21 protein-coding genes are annotated in these 17,947 nt (G+C 38.8%); 7 read left to right on the top strand and 14 right to left on the bottom strand.

The window, feature by feature from the left end; translation table 11 throughout:
* Positions 1-10 precede the first annotated feature (10 nt).
* The 7 genes from NSQ64_RS13820 to NSQ64_RS13850 form a co-directional block, all read right to left on the bottom strand.
* Positions 11-631 (bottom strand): hypothetical protein, encoded by a 621-nt coding sequence (locus NSQ64_RS13820; RefSeq protein ID WP_341016975.1) that lies wholly within the window; start codon positions 629-631, stop codon positions 11-13.
* A 71-nt stretch (positions 632-702) separates the two neighbouring features.
* Entirely contained in the window at positions 703-1,317 is a 615-nt protein-coding gene (locus tag NSQ64_RS13825; RefSeq protein WP_326377809.1) for a hypothetical protein, read from the bottom strand.
* A 4-nt stretch (positions 1,318-1,321) separates the two neighbouring features.
* Entirely contained in the window at positions 1,322-1,726 is a 405-nt protein-coding gene (locus tag NSQ64_RS13830) for a DUF2750 domain-containing protein (RefSeq protein WP_326377808.1), read from the bottom strand.
* A gap of 65 nt (positions 1,727-1,791) precedes the next feature.
* On the bottom strand, positions 1,792-1,998 hold the full coding sequence (locus tag NSQ64_RS13835; RefSeq protein WP_326377822.1) for a DNA-binding protein: 207 nt from the start codon (positions 1,996-1,998) through the stop codon (positions 1,792-1,794).
* 82 nt (positions 1,999-2,080) lie between these two features.
* On the bottom strand, positions 2,081-2,839 hold the full coding sequence (locus NSQ64_RS13840; protein ID WP_326377806.1) for a hypothetical protein: 759 nt from the start codon (positions 2,837-2,839) through the stop codon (positions 2,081-2,083).
* Positions 2,840-2,893: 54 nt separating this feature from the next.
* Entirely contained in the window at positions 2,894-3,550 is a 657-nt protein-coding gene (locus NSQ64_RS13845) for a hypothetical protein (RefSeq protein ID WP_341016980.1), read from the bottom strand.
* A 56-nt stretch (positions 3,551-3,606) separates the two neighbouring features.
* Complete coding sequence (locus tag NSQ64_RS13850) at positions 3,607-4,215, bottom strand: TetR/AcrR family transcriptional regulator (protein WP_056705362.1); 609 nt, start codon at positions 4,213-4,215, stop codon at positions 3,607-3,609.
* A gap of 129 nt (positions 4,216-4,344) precedes the next feature.
* Between NSQ64_RS13850 and cyoE the strand changes: the two genes are divergently transcribed.
* Positions 4,345-5,250: a heme o synthase gene (gene cyoE / locus NSQ64_RS13855; protein ID WP_136944782.1), complete on the top strand. Its 906-nt coding sequence runs from the start codon at positions 4,345-4,347 to the stop codon at positions 5,248-5,250.
* Positions 5,251-5,293: 43 nt separating this feature from the next.
* Here the strand turns inward: cyoE and blaBPU are convergent, their stop codons facing one another.
* Both blaBPU and NSQ64_RS13865 read right to left on the bottom strand, forming a co-directional pair.
* Positions 5,294-6,082 carry a BPU family class D beta-lactamase gene (gene blaBPU, locus NSQ64_RS13860; protein WP_268373617.1) on the bottom strand — a complete coding sequence of 263 codons (789 nt, stop codon included), beginning with the start codon at positions 6,080-6,082 and terminating at the stop codon, positions 5,294-5,296.
* 115 nt (positions 6,083-6,197) lie between these two features.
* Positions 6,198-7,367, bottom strand: a complete 1,170-nt coding sequence (locus NSQ64_RS13865; protein ID WP_341016989.1) for an acyl-CoA dehydrogenase family protein — start codon at positions 7,365-7,367, stop codon at positions 6,198-6,200.
* Positions 7,368-7,511: 144 nt separating this feature from the next.
* On the opposite strand from NSQ64_RS13865, the gene NSQ64_RS13870 reads away from it, so the two are divergent.
* The 4 genes from NSQ64_RS13870 to NSQ64_RS13885 are packed head-to-tail and all read left to right on the top strand — an operon-like array spanning position 7,512 to position 10,554.
* Positions 7,512-8,276, top strand: a complete 765-nt coding sequence (locus NSQ64_RS13870; protein WP_445684646.1) for an amino acid ABC transporter ATP-binding protein — start codon at positions 7,512-7,514, stop codon at positions 8,274-8,276.
* Complete coding sequence (locus NSQ64_RS13875; protein ID WP_056408529.1) at positions 8,273-9,133, top strand: amino acid ABC transporter substrate-binding protein; 861 nt, start codon at positions 8,273-8,275, stop codon at positions 9,131-9,133. The genes NSQ64_RS13870 and NSQ64_RS13875 overlap by 4 nt, the downstream gene beginning before the upstream one ends.
* Complete coding sequence (locus NSQ64_RS13880; protein WP_341016994.1) at positions 9,130-9,828, top strand: amino acid ABC transporter permease; 699 nt, start codon at positions 9,130-9,132, stop codon at positions 9,826-9,828. Before NSQ64_RS13875 ends, NSQ64_RS13880 begins: the two co-directional genes overlap by 4 nt.
* A gap of 12 nt (positions 9,829-9,840) precedes the next feature.
* Entirely contained in the window at positions 9,841-10,554 is a 714-nt protein-coding gene (locus NSQ64_RS13885; RefSeq protein WP_341016996.1) for an amino acid ABC transporter permease, read from the top strand.
* Between the two features lie 40 nt (positions 10,555-10,594).
* Here NSQ64_RS13885 and NSQ64_RS13890 read toward each other — a convergent pair whose 3' ends face one another.
* The 5 genes from NSQ64_RS13890 to NSQ64_RS13910 all read right to left on the bottom strand — a co-directional run bounded on the left by NSQ64_RS13890 (position 10,595) and on the right by NSQ64_RS13910 (position 16,876).
* The gene (locus NSQ64_RS13890; RefSeq protein WP_008342621.1) at positions 10,595-11,635 is read right to left on the bottom strand and encodes a 2,3-butanediol dehydrogenase; all 1,041 of its coding nucleotides are present in this window, start codon (positions 11,633-11,635) and stop codon (positions 10,595-10,597) included.
* Positions 11,636-11,705: 70 nt separating this feature from the next.
* Positions 11,706-12,926 (bottom strand): MFS transporter, encoded by a 1,221-nt coding sequence (locus tag NSQ64_RS13895; RefSeq protein ID WP_286070142.1) that lies wholly within the window; start codon positions 12,924-12,926, stop codon positions 11,706-11,708.
* A gap of 371 nt (positions 12,927-13,297) precedes the next feature.
* Positions 13,298-14,047, bottom strand: coding sequence for a glucose 1-dehydrogenase (locus tag NSQ64_RS13900; protein ID WP_025207689.1), 750 nt, complete (start codon positions 14,045-14,047; stop codon positions 13,298-13,300).
* Positions 14,048-14,279: 232 nt separating this feature from the next.
* The gene (locus NSQ64_RS13905; RefSeq protein WP_341017001.1) at positions 14,280-15,437 is read right to left on the bottom strand and encodes an iron-containing alcohol dehydrogenase; all 1,158 of its coding nucleotides are present in this window, start codon (positions 15,435-15,437) and stop codon (positions 14,280-14,282) included.
* The gene (locus NSQ64_RS13910) at positions 15,434-16,876 is read right to left on the bottom strand and encodes an alanine/glycine:cation symporter family protein (protein WP_341017003.1); all 1,443 of its coding nucleotides are present in this window, start codon (positions 16,874-16,876) and stop codon (positions 15,434-15,436) included. Before NSQ64_RS13910 ends, NSQ64_RS13905 begins: the two co-directional genes overlap by 4 nt.
* A 130-nt stretch (positions 16,877-17,006) precedes the next feature.
* Between NSQ64_RS13910 and NSQ64_RS13915 the strand changes: the two genes are divergently transcribed.
* On the top strand, positions 17,007-17,333 hold the full coding sequence (locus tag NSQ64_RS13915; protein ID WP_286070139.1) for a LysR family transcriptional regulator: 327 nt from the start codon (positions 17,007-17,009) through the stop codon (positions 17,331-17,333).
* 10 nt (positions 17,334-17,343) lie between these two features.
* Positions 17,344-17,874, top strand: coding sequence for a LysR family transcriptional regulator substrate-binding protein (locus NSQ64_RS13920; RefSeq protein ID WP_286070180.1), 531 nt, complete (start codon positions 17,344-17,346; stop codon positions 17,872-17,874).
* Positions 17,875-17,947: the final 73 nt, after the last annotated feature.

Consider the following 17,947-nt stretch of genomic DNA (forward strand, 5'->3'; position numbering starts at 1 on the left):
TTCTTCCTCCTTATGAAGTCATTTCTTCAAAGTTAGTATAATTTCGAATCAGTTCTTTTTTAAAATCATCAGGAAGTTTTTGATTCGGAAATACAACTGAAATCCAGCCTAATACAATCTCATCTAAAGTTCTCCACGTTTTTAGCAATTGTTTATTCATATGTTCTAATTGATGAATCGCTAAAACTCCTATCTCATAACCTCTTTCGCCATAAATGATCCATTTCGCAGAAGGGGAAACCCATATCACGCGTGAAGCAATATTCATCAAGCTATCATTTACACTCTCTATCGGATAATCCGTTAAGAGATCAAGGTAATCGCTTGATGTGAGGTTTAAGGGGATTTTCACCCAAGGATAATAACCAAAATGATAATAATAATCATCCATACTTTTCTGCTCATCTAAAACAGCCATGAGTATATAGTCATCATGATGATTCAAAGCTAAACCTTTTAACATTTCCCAGCCATCATCTGATAACAACCAATGGAATTCTTCGAATAAATAATGAGGGGTTTTCGTTTTCAACACTTGATCAGGGAATGTCTTCGTACTATGAACGAGCGAATGAACAAACGATAGAACATGTTCAAATTCTTTTGGATCGGATATAAACAAATGTTTCACTTTATGCTCCTTTCACATCTTCGGGTAAGGCTATTATCAGTCATTGATTCTCAATTCCACCGCTTGGAACATTATGCATAACTAGAAAGCATTTGAGTGAAATAGTCATCGAATGTTTTTTGATCCTTTAATAATAGTTGTAGCCATTTTGCTAAAACAGGGTGATCCAGTGGCTTCCATCCTTCTTTTAATAACATATTTTTTGCAGAATCTTTTGTTGATACCATCCCTATGATACAAATTTCCATATCTCTATCTGCCCAAATCGCCCACTGCAAAGAATGAGATAACCAGACAACTATATTCGAATTCGTGATTATATTATCTGCTATGAAACCTTTTGGGTGCATCCATAGTGCATTTACATAATCCTCACCTGAAATGTTCACACTCGCTTTCAGCCAATGATAATAACCAAATTCCTTCAAATAATATGCGGTTGGATCTGGTTGAAGGACTGCAGTCAAAAATTCTCTATCTTGTGTAACAGTTGATAACTCTTTTATGGTTGGTAAAATATCATCACTCAATGCCCAATCAAACTCTTGAAACAAAAAACAATCAAATGTCTTACGAAAGACTTGTTGTGGCAGCTCTTTATTTGTTTCAAACACATGGTCTACTAAATTCTGATAGAATTTGAATTCTTTTTCTGAACGAATAAATAAGTCTTCAAGCCGTTTCAAACAACTACCTCCACTCTTGTCGAACTAGTAGTTTTTTTAATTCTTCCTCTATATCTTCTTTTAATGTATGAATTTCAATTGACACCGAATTATTTCGATTATAGAAAATGGACGGATTGATTCCATCTGCTATCATTCCCGGCAGCCACTCTTCTATAAAATCGTCTAAATCAATCATTTCTGGTACTGTTTTTTCCCATTGATCGATCGCACAATAAGCGGCATGATCCTCTGTCGGCCAAAAATGAAGCTGCGGTACACGATAATCATCCTCTGACATCACCCACCCCTTCTCGTTTCTTAATGACCAAACCTCTTCAAAATCAACAATCTTTTTGATGAAATAGTCATAACGCTTTTTCGCAGGTAATTGCATGGTGGTTTCTAATTCTTTCGGATGCATGGACATTGCGTCACTCCTTTTATTTATAAATGGGCTTAACCATAAGAATTTAGCAAGCTCATATATAGGAACTATTTGTATTCTTCTAACCAGTCATTCAAATCATCTACAGGATGTAAGTAAGAATTAGGTGAATCTTTCAAATCAATTCCACTTAAAAGAATCAGCATATCCCAAACTTGATCATCGTCTATTTCTGGATCGTCTGCAGAAACGTAAATTTCAGCCCAATCAGACACTTGTTCTCTTGTGATCGTCCCCTTTAAGACATTTCGTATTTTATTTTAACAGTCTAGCATTTTGGGTCAGCCATTTATTACACCATTCCTTTCTCAAAACTCATTTTACGCTGTAAACTGCCTATATTTCATATTTAATAATATCCTCCATTGACATACCTTTAAAATATAAAGTAAGAATGTTTTTAATAGTGTATTCGCTACGTATACCCATCGGGTTAAATATAGTCTTAGCCGTTTTTGGATCAGCAACCTCTAAGTCCATAGCAGGTGCATCGGAACCTTCTTTACCCTCGCTTATGTAATAATTTCCATTTCGGTATTCCACGAATTTCAGATTTTGAAGATCCTCTTCTTTTATAAAATCTTGATTTATTTTTGTGATGACTTTCCATGAACCACTTAAAAAGCCTGTCAGGCCTGTATTTGCAACGAATAGTCCTTTCTCTTTTTTTATCAATTGTTTTAACTCATTTTTTTCTATTCTTTCATCAACAAACAAATCATAGTATTGGATTAAAATATCATCATATTGATTTTTCCCCTCACCCGAAATGATCAAAGCATAGCTCAATTTCCCAACTTCTTTTAATGGGAGTTCAAATATAGCTCCTGGTTCTACTTTACTTAAAGTTTTTACTTTTTTAGTTGTTATTTTAATATCCGTTACTTCTTTGTCGTTTAAATCATCAAAATAGTGACTACCTCCATTGTTTAAAGCCATCATAATTGTCAAAAGCATCTCATCAATCGTTGGCTTTCTCTTCAAATGTTCCTCAGTCATTTCATAGAATTGTTCAATCGCTTCTTCAAAAATATCTAATCCATCATCACCAATTATGATGTTCTTTTTCTTATGTACTTCTTCCCAAAAGCCCATTTAGAATACCCCCTTTATATATTGTGTTCTTTATGTTATTCTCATTTTGCTTTATCACGATAAACGTATACTTGTATAAACTGTTTTATGTGCACGTTTGAAAAGTGCCACTTCATGATCCGTTAACCACTTAAGCTCTCTCATATGATAGGAAATTTCTTCTAAGTAAGTATCGGTTTTAGCAATTAATTTTTTATCTAAGATATTTCTTTTATTGTCTTCAACTACAAGATAAAGAGTAAACTGTTTTAAATCTAATTCGATAAGTGGGTAAGCTTTTCTTTTTTTATCGGGACTTAGTTTTGTTCTCCCTTTAATCTCCGTTTTATATTCCTTCTCTTTCATTTTCTTAAATGTTGCTTTGACTAGCTGACTGTCCCAATTCTTCAGTTCACACAGATAGAGTATCGCTTTTTCCAAAGTATCTGCTAAGGTCTTTTTCTTATTTGTTGCATTTTCAAATTCACTGTAACGGAAGGGTACTTCCAGCTCGTACGTATTTTTTAAAAATAAGATGTCTGGTTCATCTTTTGAAGTACTAATTAATTTGTAGTCTTTAAAAGACCCACATATCAAAACAATAGCCTCACAATCTTTCGTTTGAAATTTCTTTTCTAATTCGTATAAAAACATTTCAGTCATACAAAGGGATTGGCTGGCTAAGTTCCCACGATCATCATCTGACATTAATTGTATATTTTTCAAATACACTTCTTATATCCTCCTTTCTAGAATTACTATCTCCGCTACATTCAAACTGAGGGACCTTAATTTTTATTTAAAGAAAATATTCTTTTTAGAGATTTTTCTAATAAATCAATTGGTACATGGTCTTGACTAATATAGTGAAATATTGCTATACCATTTTCCAATGAGAGAATTGTCCATGCCATTTCTTCAGGTGAAAGAGTACATGTAAGGTTCTCTTTTTCTATTAAATTCTCAATGGATTGAGAGATTTGTTTTACTGATTGTAGGATCATATTTGACCACTGACACCTTACTTCCTCATTTCTCATTGAATACAAAAGAAATTCCATATTTAGCAGACTCCACGTCCTATTTTCTTCAAGATTTTGAATAGACTGTTGATTCATTTTTTCTGGAAAGTGTAAAAGAGAAGGCTGTTCTGCTAAAAAAGAATTGATTTTTTCTACATGTAATTGCATTTGTTGTTCCAATAGAGCTAAAAAGATCTCTTCCTTTGAATGAAAATGCGCATAAAAGGCCCCTTTGCTAAAGCCTGCATATTCCGCCAATTTATCAATAGAGACCCCATGAAAACCATACTTGGCGAAATTCTCAACTGCAGAATTTATGAGTAATTTCCGTGTTTCCTCTTTCCTTTCATTTTGCGTTTTTCTTTGTCTAATCATTCCTTTACCTCCTTATCTTGACAATCATACCATATAGAATTAATATACCAATTAGTATATTAATTCTATATGGTATATATATTGGTGAACAGCATAAGCAATTAATAGCTATTGAAAAGGAGCAAAACAATGCGAAAAGTGGGGAAAAAAATTCACAAAACGAAAAGGGACATAATAGCTCAAACAGTTAAATCAGGAATTATTACATCAAATTTAATGCCAATGTGTGCTGGCTTAACCTTGGCATTATACACTTATCAAATTGACATCCTTCATAAATCTATTGAGATACTATTTGCATTTGCCGGTTCAATTTTATTAATTGGTGCTGCTGGAGCATTAAACAATTTGTATGACAGAGACATAGATTCCGTGATGAATAGAACAAAAAACAGACCTACTGTAACAGGAGAAGTCAATCTTAAAAAAGTTCTATGGCTTAGTATCTTAATGTCTATTTTAGGTTTGATTTTTTTAGCATTTACAACCTATCTAGCAGCTATTATAGGATTGATTGGTTTACTTTTTTATATTTTCCCTTATACAATGTGGAGTAAAAGAAAAACCGTTTACAACACGGAAATTGGAAGCATTTCTGGGGCAATGCCGCCTCTCATTGGTTGGACGGCTATTTCACCAGACATCTCACACCCAGCTATTCAGGGGTTGTTTTTCATTACAATTATTTGGCAGATGCCGCATTTTTATTCAATAGCTATTAGAAAGCAAAATGAATACAAGGCTGCGAACATTCCCATGTTACCTGTTGTAAAAGGAATGAAAAGAACATACTTGCAAACGAATCTTTATATCTTAGCAATTACCTTAAGCAGTTTTCTTTTCCGTTCTTTAAGCATAGGGCTTGTGCTTGTGTCTTTTTTTCTAGGTTTTATATGGATTTGTTTAAGTATTTTAGGTTACAAGCGAATGAATTCTGAGAAGTGGGCATCATTTATGTTTGTCTATTCACTAATTTATATGACAACTCTTTATTCGACGGTCATTATCTATACTCTTACTCGTCAAATTTTTTGATTTATTCAAACTTTAGTTTTGTAGATAACCATAAAAAAGCATCCTAAACGGATGCTTCTACCAAATGATATTTTTTCAAAATACGATAGGTGATTTCTTTTGCTTCTAGTCCGGTGCCTTCGATATTTGTGGTGAAGATGTAGGTTTTGTTTTCATGTTTGATGAAGCCTGCGTACCAGCCGATGCCTGATCCGGAGCCTGTTTTTCCGTATAGCGTGGCGTGTTTCTCTTCTTCTTGTATCATCATTCGTTTGACGGTTCTCATAACAGATAGGTCAAATGGGAGACTTTCTTCATATAGCTGTTTAAGGAAATGGACTTGTTCTACTGGAGAAATGCGCAACGTACTGCTTAGCCAAAACTGATCAATTCCGCCAGATATGTCTTGATTCCCATAATGAATGGCTTTTATCCAATGGCCCATGCGTTCTTCCCCGATGTCACGTGCCATGGCTTGATAATACCAGACGACTGAATCTCTCATACCAGTGCCCAGTGTATGGTCCTTATTCCAGTTATCAATCTCTCTTTTTACTCCGTCCCAATATTTGATGTCGTATTCATCTTTAACTGCACCTGTCTGAAGTCCAATTAAGGCATTTGCTATTTTAAACGTTGATTGAGGTGCAAAGCGCTTGTTCGCTCTTTTTTTGTTATACACCCATGGTGATTTTTCTTTTACTTCTTGAATCACAAATGTGCCTTCCTGCTCTTTCATGAATTCATCGACGGACCATTTTGGAGATGTTCCTTCACTTGATGCAGGCTTGCTCATACAAAGTACTGCAAGCATCACGCCAGCAATCAGCCATTTCATCTTCTTTTTTTGCAAACAATCACCCTCTTTGCTCATGATTGCAATCGATTGTAGCATGCTGACTGATCAGAAATAAGAGCCGCTCGTCCTCTTTTTCAATAAAAAAAGCCGGTTTTATCCGGCTTTCTGTTTATTGTACGTTCAATTTTTTCTCTTCTATCGCTTGCTTTGCAATTTTCGAAATCGTCATATCGTCCATTGGTGGGTTATGAAGGCCAGCACGAATGTCTCGATAGTAACGTTGAAGCGGGCAGCTAAGGCTTAAGCTTTTTGCACCGACTAAACGCATGGCTTTATCGACCACTTGCAGACTATCATTAACGACTGTATGCTTCACAGCACCGAATTCATTGATTAACAGCTCTCTTTTCTCTGGCTGCTGATACAATGTTGTCGTTGAATAGATGACATGGCGTGCTTGCTTTAGTAGTAAATCAATTTCGCCAATCAGTGTTTGGACATTTGGCAGTTCGCTAATCGTTCCGCTAATACTGTTCGGTGAATGGGTGATGGCATACTGAACAGCATAGTCTCTTGCCGCTTGTGCAATCCCTAAATAGCAGGAAGGAATATGTGCGATCCAAGGGTTTAACGTACCGCCCCGAGGTCCTTTTTGCACTTCAACCAACATGTCATCTGGAACTTCCACATGATCTAGAATTAAATCATGGCTCTCTGTTCCTCTCATGCCAACAACATCCCACGTTTCTTCTATAGAAACACCTTTTGTATCACGGTGAATTAAGAAGAAGCCCATCGCTTCTTTTTCTTCGATCCATACACCGACGAGAAAATATGTGAGTGCTGGTGACATCGTTGTGAATGTTTTCCTGCCGCTGATCACCCATTGATCTCCTGATCTCGTTGCAGTTGTTCCAGGTTTGCCTCCTCTTGTTGGACTCCCTGTTTGCGCTTCACTGACGGCCCGGTTCACAAGAGCCCCATTTTTGATTTCTTCAGCAAAAAATTGCAGCTGCTTCTCATTCCATAGTTTCTTTTCATAAATTTCACCAACAACTCCTTGGTGCCAGCCGATCGATAAGGCAGTTGCTCCATCCATACTTCCTAGTGTTTCTTGAAAAAGGACCATATCCTTTACAGATTGACCCCCGCCCCCGTACTCAACAGGCAGAGACAACGTTGTATAGCCCAGTTCTACTAATGATTTGATATTCTGTTTAGGAAAATAGGCACCCTCATCATGTTCTTTTGCAGACTGTTCGATCGTTTCACGAAGGGATTCTAGTTGATCTAGCCAATTTTTTTGAAAATCTGTATCGACAAATAATGCTTTAGACAAAACGTATCCAACTCCTCTGTTTCTCGCAATCTATCATATCCGATTTATCCAATAGGTATTATTAAAGCATACTTTACTTATAGGATTTAATGTGTTAAATTTTATCAATATTAAGTACATATGTCAAAGGAACGTGATGCTTTTATGATTTCTGCTACTAATCTACATAAATCCTATGGGTCAACTCATGTGTTAAAAGGAATTGATTTCACCGTACAAGAAGGTGAAGTGGTCGCCATTATTGGACCGAGCGGATCAGGAAAAACAACTCTTCTCCGCAGTTTAAACAGCCTTGATATCCCAGACAAAGGAACGCTGACAGTTGGAGAAGCCACGATTCAATTTGAACAATTTCGAAAAAAAGATCTTCTAAAACTCAGACAGCAATCGTCTATGGTGTTTCAGCATTATCACTTGTTTCAAAATAAACGAGCACTTGAAAACATCACAGAAGGATTGATTGTGTCTCAAAACATGTCTAAAAAAAAGGCGGAAAAAATCGGAGAGCAATTGTTAACACGAATTGGGCTGCTTCATAAAAAAGATGCGTTTCCAAGTGAATTATCCGGCGGTCAACAGCAGCGGATTGGGATTGCTCGTGCTCTTGCCATGAATCCTGCGGTGCTTTTGTTTGATGAACCAACGTCCGCACTGGACCCAGAGATGGTCGGAGAAATCCTTGAAATGATGAAAGATATTGCGAGCCAAGGAATGACGATGGTCATTGTGACGCATGAAATCTCGTTTGCAAAAGATGTAGCGGATACAGTGATCTTTATGGCAGATGGGGAAATCGTTGAAAAAGGCTCACCAGAAGACGTCCTGATGAAGCCTCAGCATGAACGGACGAAACAATTTTTATCAAGAATTCATCGCGGGATGTGGCAAGGATTGGAGGAAGACAGATGAAGCGCAAGACTTTATTCACCGCCGCTAGTATCCTTCTGTTTCTCCTCTCTCTCATTGGCTGCAGCAGTGTGAAAACGACAACAGATGATGGCAGACAAATTGTCAAAGTCGCACTAAGCGCAGAAGTCAATCCGCCTTTTTTAGCCACAAATGACCGCAACGAGCCGATTGGCTATAACATCGATTATTTAAATGAAGTCGAGAAACGTTTGCCACACATTCATTTTGATTATATCTTTGGCGAGGAAGAATCCAATTTAATTGGGATCGGCGCTGGGAAATTTGAAATGGCGGCTAATTGGTTTTTTAGTAATCCTGAACGTGAAAAACGCTTTCTTTATCCTAAGGTTCCATACGGCTATTCGATGACAGGTTTAATTGTGAATGAATCAGAGCAAGATATTCAATCTCTAGACGATATGACATCAAAAAAGCTCGCTCCCGTCAGTCCTAGTGGCGGCCTTCGTTCCATATTAAATCAATATAATGAAGAAAATGATCGGAAAATTCCGCTCACGACCATTGAAAGCCCTTCAAACGAACTCAATTTAAAACGAGTCGAAAGTGGACGGTCCGATGCGGCTTTTATGAATATTTCGACCTTTGATACGATTCAAAAACATCTTCACCTGAAAGTCAAAGTGGGCGGCATTGTCTCAAAGGAACCTATTTATCTTGTCTTGCAGCCTAGTCAAAAGAAACTAGCATCACAATTGGACCGAGTGACACAAGAGATGATAGAAGACGGAACATTACCTGACCTTGCGAAGAAATGGTTTGGCGTTGATTTCTTTCAAGATATTGACTATATATCAGAGCAAGGCTATCAATATGAAGAAAGGAAGGAAGCGCCATGACGTTTACAGCTGGAGATTGGCTAAGAATCTTTTTACAGGTGGTTGATCGTCTGCCACTCACATTTCTTATGATTGTGGTGTCATTGTTTTTTGCCATCATCATCGGATTGCTGTTTGCTTGCATTCGAATCAAACAAATTCCAGTGCTGAAACAATTGGCGGTCATTTATTTGTCATTTACACGAAGTACGCCGCTCATTGTTCAGTTATTTCTGATTTATTTTGGCCTGCCTCAGCTTTTACTCATGGCCGGAATTCAAATCAATCATTGGGATCGTGTGTTATTTGTGATGATCACATTCTCGTTACATACGGGCGCTTATTTATCTGAAGTCTTTCGCAGTGCATATTCCTCTGTTGGGAAAGATCAGCTTGAAGCAGCTTACATTGTTGGGATGACAGATACGCAGGCATTAATGAGGATCATTATTCCGCAAGCCTTTCTCATTGCACTTCCGAACCTCGGAAATTACACCATTGATCTCGTGAAAGATACCGCCATTTCATTTACAATCGGACTCATTGATATGATGGGACAGGTCAAAATCATCCTAGGCAATAACTACGGGATAGGGATGTTTGAAGTGTACGTCATCATTGCAATTGTGTATTGGCTCATTTGCATCAGTATTGAACTGATCACGATGCTACTGGAAAGAAAATTTGTGAAAGGCCGCACCAGCCTGTCACGCTAAGGAGGCGATTTGATGCAAACCATTGATATATCATTTGCGATTGACCAAATACCACATATTCTAAAAGGCGTTCCCTTTACCTTATTGATTGCACTTGTTTCTATGGCTGTGAGCCTTTTGATTGGATCTGTTTTTGCTTTCATTCGCCTCTTTCGTATCCCTGTGCTCCGCCAGCTGGTCACGCTCTATGTCTCATTTTTTAGAGGAACACCTCTCATTGTTCAGTTGTTTGCTTTCTTTTATGGCATTCCATTTGTTCTGACCAAAATGAATAGCACTTTTGGGTTGACCTTTCACCCGGATATGGTCTCTCCACTTACCGTCGCCCTTATCACCTTCAGCCTGCATTCAGCCGCACATTTAACAGAAGTGGTCCGCAGCGCACTCCTTGGGGTAGACAGAGGGCAGCTTGAAGCGGCGAAAATCGTTGGCATGACCACCAGACAGGCGATGATGCGCATTATTTTACCGCAAGCGTTTGTGGTTGCCCTGCCAAACCTAGGGAATCAGCTCATTCAGCTGTTAAAAGCCACATCCCTTTCGTTTACAATTGGTGTACTGGAAATCATGGGAATCTCTCGCATCATTGCAAATGACGGCTACAAATTTTTAGAAACGTATCTTGTCTCTGCTTTGATCTATTGGATGCTTAGTATTTTCTTTGAACTCGCTTTTGCTTTGTTAGAGAAACGAGTCAGCGTGTACGGAAAATCTCTTGGACGTTAAAAAAAGAGAACGGCATCTGCCATTCTCTTTATCGTCCTACTTATTCAGCACTGACTAAAATTTTCACTTGATCTTTTTCATTGATTAATGCATGGAAGCCATCTTCGATCACATCGTCCAGCTTGATTTTCTTCGTGACGAGTGTATCTGCAGAGAAATAGCCTTTTCTCATTAAGTTTAATACAGATGGGAAAACATCTCTGTAGCCGATGATTCCTTTGACTGTACGTTCTTTAATGACAATGTCATTCGGCATAATTTCTGCGCCTTTTTCCCAAATGCTTACAATGACTGTCTCACCTGAAATTCTAGTTGATTGGATTGCTTGCTTCAATACAACAGGTACCCCTGTCACTTCAAAAGAAACATCGACTCCACCATTTGTACGGCGTGCGATTTCTTGAACAACATCTTCATACTGAGAAGGATCTACAATGATCGCTCCAAGTTCTTTTGCTTTTTCTTGGCGCTCTTTTGATAATTCCACTGCATAAATGTCAGTAGCACCAGCTGCTTTTAATGCTTCAATGACAAGTAAACCGATTGGTCCACAGCCAAACACAGCTGCTGTATCCCCAGCTTGCACTTTACTAGAACGAACCGCATATAAAGCAACTGCAGAAGGTTCAACAAGTGCACCTTGCTCATATGAAATTTCGTCTGGTAACAAATGAAGTAATTCTTCATCGACAGATACATATTCAGAGAATCCTCCACCGCCACCAGCAAGTCCTAAGAAGCCCATGTTTTCATCTAAGTTGTAAGCACCTTGGTGCCCGTGAGTTGCAAAAATAGGTTCAACAACCACTCGATCGCCTACTTTGTAATTACTCACGCCTTCTCCAACTTCTACAATTTCACCAGAGAACTCGTGTCCCAGTGTAATGGGTGCTTTTTCTTTTGTAAGTGGATGAGGTTCGTTCACAGGAATGAAGATCGGTCCGCCTAAATATTCATGTAAATCACTACCACAAATGCCGCACCATTTTACTTTCAGTTTCACTTTTCCTGGAGCAACTGTTGGTTCGTCAATTTCCTCTAGTCGAATGTCCTTTTGATCGTGCCAGCGTAGTGCTTTCATTTGTAAGACTCCTTTTCTCATCAATTTAATTAACTTACTTAAATAATGATAACATAATTTTTTTAATTTTCTAAGTAAGATGCACTATTTTTTTGACAGTCAATGGACGAAAAATGACAAAACATAGCAACAGACAAATAAGAAGCATACATAGGCAGCCAATCATGACAGAAGTACGTATCGATAAAACATGCGCCAATGCGCCGCATATTCCTGTCATCATCATCGTCAGAACAGCTTCACATAACGCATAAAAACTTGCCACTCTCCCCATAACCTCTACCGGGATATTCGTTTGATAAAAAGTCATAAAACCGGTGTTTGCAAATGCTAAAAAGAAAGCGAGAACAAAAAAGCCAGCTGCTGCGACAGTCAATGTGCTTGAAAAAGCATAGATCAAGTATCCAAAAGCCACAAACAAACTCCCCGCACCAAGCATCACTGAAATAGGCAGCCTTTCGACAATGACCGTATTAAGACATGCCCCTGCGATAATCCCTGCTCCAGCTACACTGACAAGAAACCCATATTCGGTATTGGTCAACATCAGCACTTCCTTTGCAAAAGCTGCTTCAAGTGAGTCAATCGCAGTCGGTAGCACCGTGATGGCGGCACTAAATAATAAATACACGGCCATCACTTGACGGGATGTGAGACTGAAATGAAGTACAAGTTTTGCATCTTCCTTTAATACTGAGAGAGAAAAGCCTTTTTGTGCCCCGGCTGCTTTTGACAAAGTCGGTAAACACATCGTCAAAACAGCAGATATCAAAAGGCAGATTGCATTTACATAAATTGAAAGGACTGGTGTACCAATGAGAAAAAGCAACCCTGCTACGGCGGGTCCGAGTAAAAATCCACCCGACTGAAGCAAAGATCGAATGGCATTAAACCGTTTTCGTTTATCCGCCGGGATTAGTGCTGTCATATACACCATCGAAGCTGGATGAAACATGGCTTGTGCCATATGAATGAGAAATAGCATCACATATACGATCAATAAGTGGCCTGAAAATAAGGCAAAGGGTAAACAAGCAATCAGAATGGCCCGGCATAAATCTAGACTGATCATGACATTCCGCTGATTCAGTCTATCTATTAAACTACCAGACCAGCTATTTGTTAAAAGAGCCGAGACAGGTCTTAACATATAGACGGCTGTTACAGCAAGAACGGAGCCCGTTTCCTGAAAAATCAGCAGATGGAGAGCAATCATATAAATCCATTCTCCTATGTTCGCAATACCAATCGCTCCAAGTAACATGCTCATATCCCGCCAATGTTTTTTCATCGTGGTGCCCTCCTTTTTGTCATAAAAAAATCCCGCCCCCAAGACATTTCTGTCTTGAGGACGGGATTGACTCCGCGTTGCCACCTCAGTTCATTCACCTGTTACCAGATGAACCTTAGCAGGTTATCGCTAACCCTTCTCTATAACGGGAGAATGCCGCTGCACCACCATCACAATGAATCCGGTGCAGAGCTAAGAGGCTTGGTTCTGTAACGCTTCCCAGCTCCTTCTCAGCTTCACGGAGTTCTCTGTGTGAGGCAGCCATTACATACTCTTCTCTATTTGCGCTTTATCTTTTTTTCATCACGATCTTCAGCTGAATTGTTCTATATTGTACTGCGCCTCCGTCAGGGCGTCAATGTTTTTTCATGTTAATCCGCATAAATCATTTTTCTCGTCATGCCGCCATCAACAACCAAATCGGTTCCTGTCACAAATTGATTGTCTTCGTCTGTTAAATAAAAACAAGCTTTGACAATATCCTTTGGTGTTCCTACTCGATTGGAAAGATGCTGCTGATGGTCAATTTCTCGCAGGCTTTTCTCATCCTTCGTTTCAATCCATCCAGGGGAAATGCTGTTTACTGTTATGTGATCCTGACTAAAAGAAGCAGCCAGCGCATGAGTAAGTGCTGATATCCCGCCTTTTGATGCAGCATACGCTTCTGTATGAGGCTCTGACATGGTCGCACGGGTAGATGAAATATTCACAATGGAACCGCCGTTTGGATTCTCTTTGATATAACGTGCCGCTTCCCTTGCACATAAAAAAGCACCTCGTAGGTTTGTATGCAGCACATGATCAAACTCATCAACCGTTAGCTCATAAGGCGATTTTGTACACATAACCCCTGCATTATTGATGAGAATATCGATCGTTTGATAACGAGCCACAGCAGCCGACATGATGTCTTGAATATCCTTCTCTTGTTTCACATCCGTCTTTTTAAAAAAAGCCTCAAAGGACTCCTTTTTCAGCTGATCTTCCAAGCGCTTGCCCTTCTCTTCGTCAATATCCGCAAGCACAACACGCGCCCCTTCTTTCGCATAGCCATACGCAATCGACTCACCAATTCCATTGGCTGCGCCAGTGATGACAACTGTTTTATTGTGAAAGTTCATCGTTTATCCTATCCTTTCTCTCATGAGATGTTGTCGTCTATCATACCACTCATGTATACATGATACCTAGTCAAATGGGACATAGAAAAACCACCACCTAAATCATACATTAGGAGGGTGGTATATTTGTAATTCTCCATATTGACGACATAGTCGTTTGCTTCTTGTGTAAAGTCTGGGAAAGTTTGTGTATATCATTCAGTCATTCTATTCGGCTCTTTTTCTGTATGACTTAAAAAGCAGCCTTTAGTATATCTAAGTAGTCCGCTTTCGTAACGGCACGAACATTGCTTTTTGTAGAGTTGTTTTGTTCTGCTAGTTCAGCCATTTTTTCAAAATCTTCTACTTTTACATAAGATAATTCTTTTAGTGATGGAATACCTAAATTCTTTGTGAATGTATACATACCATCCATTAATTTTTGAATCGCCACATCATCTGCATCCGTTTTATCTGCAAAGCCCATGATGTTTGCAAGCTCTATGTGCAATGATTTGTTTTCAGCTGCATTAAATTGTATGACATAAGGTAAAAACACAGCATTTGCGATACCATGAGGCGTATCATAAAGACTGCCGAGCGCTTCCGCTAAACAATGCACGGCTGCTACATCAGCGGAACCGAAGCATAAGCCAGCGAGTAAACTGCCTTCCTGCATTTTGTATCTTGCTTCTAAATCAGACCCGTCTTCATACGCCTTCGGTAAATAGGTCACAATGGTTTTCATTGCGCTTGCCCCCATCGCCTTAGAAATAGGGTTTGTTTCTTTACATGTATAGCCTTCAATCGCATGGACCAGTGCATCAACACCTGTTGCCGCTGTTATACTTTTTGGCACCGTTGAAGTAAGAGCAGGATCCAAAATCGCAATAGTTGGTCGAAGCAAGGCATGTTTTAAGGTGATTTTTTTATGTGAAGCAGCTAACGTAATCACAGATGAACGGGTCACCTCAGAGCCAGTTCCAGCCGTGGTTGGAATACAAATTAAGGGTGATACATTTGTGTACGCCTTCTTCCCTGCTATATACTCTTCACGATTACCACCATTTGGACCTAATAAAGCAATGGCTTTTGCCGTATCCATTGGGCTTCCTCCACCAATCGCAATTACCGCTGATGCTTGTACTTTTCTAAAGAGCTCTGCACCCGTTAGACATTCATGATCTCTAGGGTTTGGAGATACTTGATCAAAGACGACAACGGAATAACCAGCTTCTTGCAAATATGCTTCAATAGGCGTCACCAATCCTGCGCTTTTTACACCAGAGTCAGTTACAATCATAATTGTAGCACTAGGCAATACAATGTCCTCTACAATAGAGGCAATTTCTTTAGATTTCCCCGCCCCCATGATCATTTTCGTATGACAATCATATTCAAAATTTATCATTGATTTTCTACCCCTTCATTTGTTGATTTAATCGCTTGTTTTTCTGCTCCCCACCATTCTATTCCTTTTAAACCTGGAATGGTAGAAGCGTAAAAAACAGGGTTCTTTCCTACCTTTCTTTGTCCCATGTAATCATTTAGAGCCGCAAAAGCAAATTTGCCTAAAATCGCAATGGCAACCAAGTTAACAATAGCCATAATCGCCATCGACAAGTCCGCTAACGTCCAAACGATTTGTAAGTTGGCGAGAGCACCAAACATGATCATCATTAAAACAGTGATTCGATACACGAATAGCGCGGTTACACTGTGATGAATAAAACCGATATTGGCTTCACCGTAATAGTAGCCACCTACAATGGAGCTAAATGCAAAAGTAAAGATCGCAAATGCTAAGAAAATACTAGCCCAAGAACCAAAATGTTGCGCCATTGCAGCTTGAGTAATTTCAATACCTGACAAATCACCTGCTGTTTCTACTGTTGATAGCATAATAATAAATGCTGTACAACTACAAACAACTAATGTATCAAAAAATACACCTAATAATTGAACAAACCCTTGTTTTACTGGGTGTGAAACATGGGCAGCAGCTGCTGCATTTGGTGCACTTCCCATTCCTGCTTCATTGGAAAATAAACCGCGTTTGACACCGTTCATTATTGCAGCGCCGATTCCGCCTCCAACCACTTGCTCTAATCCAAACGCACTTTTCATAATACTTGCTAATGCTGCGGGTACATCAGCGATATTTGTCACTATCACATAAAGTGCTAAGATAATATAAAACGAGGACATGATTGGCACAATGATTTGGGTAAAGCGGGCAATTCTCTTTACACCACCAAAAATGATGAGTGCCGTAAGAATGGTTACGAATACCCCCATGCCAATTGGACTGATACCAAATGAATATCGAAAGGCATTTGTGATGGTGTTCGTTTGTACTGCATTAAAAATTAAGCCAAAACTAAGAATAACAGAAAAGGCAAAGATCCTACTTGGCCATTTCAGTCCAAATTGCTTTTGTATATAATAGCCTGGCCCCCCTTTAAAACCATCACTTGTTCTCACTTTATATATTTGAGCGAGTGTGCTTTCGACAAATGCAGAAGCTCCCCCTAAAACTGCTGCAAACCACATCCAGAAAATAGCTCCAGGACCACCAACTGTGATGGCAATAGCAACACCTGCCATATTTCCAGTTCCAATCCTCGTCGCTGCTCCGATAAAGAAAGCTTGCATTGAAGAAATGTCTTGACTCCCTTTTATTTTTGGGGCTTTTTCAAAAATAGAACGGAAGACCTCTTTTAGTAAGACAATTTGCATAAACTTCATTCTCACCGTAAAGTAGATTCCAATCCCTATTAACATAACGACTAAAATATATGTCCATAAAAAGTCATTTATTGAATTGACAATCGTTTCAAACAAAGCCATCCCCCCTATAAAATCTGAACATTCTAAATAATGAAAGCGCCTACTTTTATCATAGTAAAAATGTTATGATCTATCTATAGAAGTTTTCTGATTGCATCAATCGGCTCATCCGATTTAGGAGGGATTGACGTTGGAAATAAAGCAACTGATGATGTTCCAAACAGCATCAAAAGTATTAAACTTTACAAAAACAGCACAAATACTTGGCTATGCTCAATCTAGTATCACGGCAAATATCGCTGCATTAGAAGAAGAGTTAGGAACCCCTCTTTTTGAAAGGCTTGGAAAAAGGGTAATTTTAACAGAAGCTGGTATGAAGTTTCAAGATTATACGGATAAGATTTTAGGTTTAACAGGAGAAGCATTAGAGGCTGTTGGCGGAATGAGTGAGCCAAGCGGCATAATGTACCTATCGACTTCCTCATATTTTAACGGACTTTCAAACAACGTATCCTAAAGTAGAACTGATTTTCCGTCCCGGAATAGCTGAAAAGGATGTTTTAAATCTATTACTGGAAGGACAAATTGATGTCGCCCTATTATCGATGAATCCTGTCGTATCCTCACATTTAATTGTAAAAGAATTAAAAGATGAACCGATGGCCATTGTATGCTGTCCAACAAATCCATTGAGCAAAAAACAAAAAGTATATCCTATCGATTTAGACGAGCAAAGATTGTTGTTAACTGAAGACTGCGATTATCGTTACGCCTTCGAACACTCTTTGACACAGGCAGGAGCAAAACCGAGAAGTAAACTAGAACTAGCAGATGTAGAAGCCATAAAAAAATGTGTAATGGCTGGTCTAGGAATTGCTGTACTTCCCGAAATTTCTATAAAAAGAGAAATAACAGAAGGCCATATGATTAAAATCAATTGGATGGGACCCTGTCTCACAACTAAAATCCAACTATTCTGGCATAAAAATAAATGGATGTCTCCTGCTTTGAAGGCGTTTGTTGATTTAACAGAGGAATATATCCTTCTCAATGGGTAATGTGAAATATTTATTTGGGCAGCCTTCAATTTCTTTCACCATTAAATATTAACGAGTTATCCAATCATTTAAA

Origin of the sequence: Bacillus sp. FSL W8-0183, assembly GCF_038006825.1 — a bacterium.
Taxonomy (GTDB): domain Bacteria; phylum Bacillota; class Bacilli; order Bacillales; family Bacillaceae; genus Bacillus; species Bacillus altitudinis.

What these genes read in the sequence shown, in the direction of transcription:
- NSQ64_RS13870 (WP_445684646.1), top strand. Translation starts at nt 7,512, where the DNA reads ATGATTTCTGCTACTAATCTACATAAATCCTATGGGTCAACTCATGTG.
- NSQ64_RS13850 (WP_056705362.1), bottom strand. Translation starts at nt 4,215, where the DNA reads ATGATTAGACAAAGAAAAACGCAAAATGAAAGGAAAGAGGAAACACGG.
- cyoE (WP_136944782.1), top strand. Translation starts at nt 4,345, where the DNA reads ATGCGAAAAGTGGGGAAAAAAATTCACAAAACGAAAAGGGACATAATA.
- NSQ64_RS13840 (WP_326377806.1), bottom strand. Translation starts at nt 2,839, where the DNA reads ATGGGCTTTTGGGAAGAAGTACATAAGAAAAAGAACATCATAATTGGT.
- NSQ64_RS13910 (WP_341017003.1), bottom strand. Translation starts at nt 16,876, where the DNA reads ATGGCTTTGTTTGAAACGATTGTCAATTCAATAAATGACTTTTTATGG.
- NSQ64_RS13880 (WP_341016994.1), top strand. Translation starts at nt 9,130, where the DNA reads ATGACGTTTACAGCTGGAGATTGGCTAAGAATCTTTTTACAGGTGGTT.
- NSQ64_RS13895 (WP_286070142.1), bottom strand. Translation starts at nt 12,926, where the DNA reads ATGAAAAAACATTGGCGGGATATGAGCATGTTACTTGGAGCGATTGGT.
- NSQ64_RS13830 (WP_326377808.1), bottom strand. Translation starts at nt 1,726, where the DNA reads ATGTCCATGCATCCGAAAGAATTAGAAACCACCATGCAATTACCTGCG.
- NSQ64_RS13885 (WP_341016996.1), top strand. Translation starts at nt 9,841, where the DNA reads ATGCAAACCATTGATATATCATTTGCGATTGACCAAATACCACATATT.
- NSQ64_RS13900 (WP_025207689.1), bottom strand. Translation starts at nt 14,047, where the DNA reads ATGAACTTTCACAATAAAACAGTTGTCATCACTGGCGCAGCCAATGGA.
- NSQ64_RS13875 (WP_056408529.1), top strand. Translation starts at nt 8,273, where the DNA reads ATGAAGCGCAAGACTTTATTCACCGCCGCTAGTATCCTTCTGTTTCTC.
- NSQ64_RS13905 (WP_341017001.1), bottom strand. Translation starts at nt 15,437, where the DNA reads ATGATAAATTTTGAATATGATTGTCATACGAAAATGATCATGGGGGCG.
- NSQ64_RS13890 (WP_008342621.1), bottom strand. Translation starts at nt 11,635, where the DNA reads ATGAAAGCACTACGCTGGCACGATCAAAAGGACATTCGACTAGAGGAA.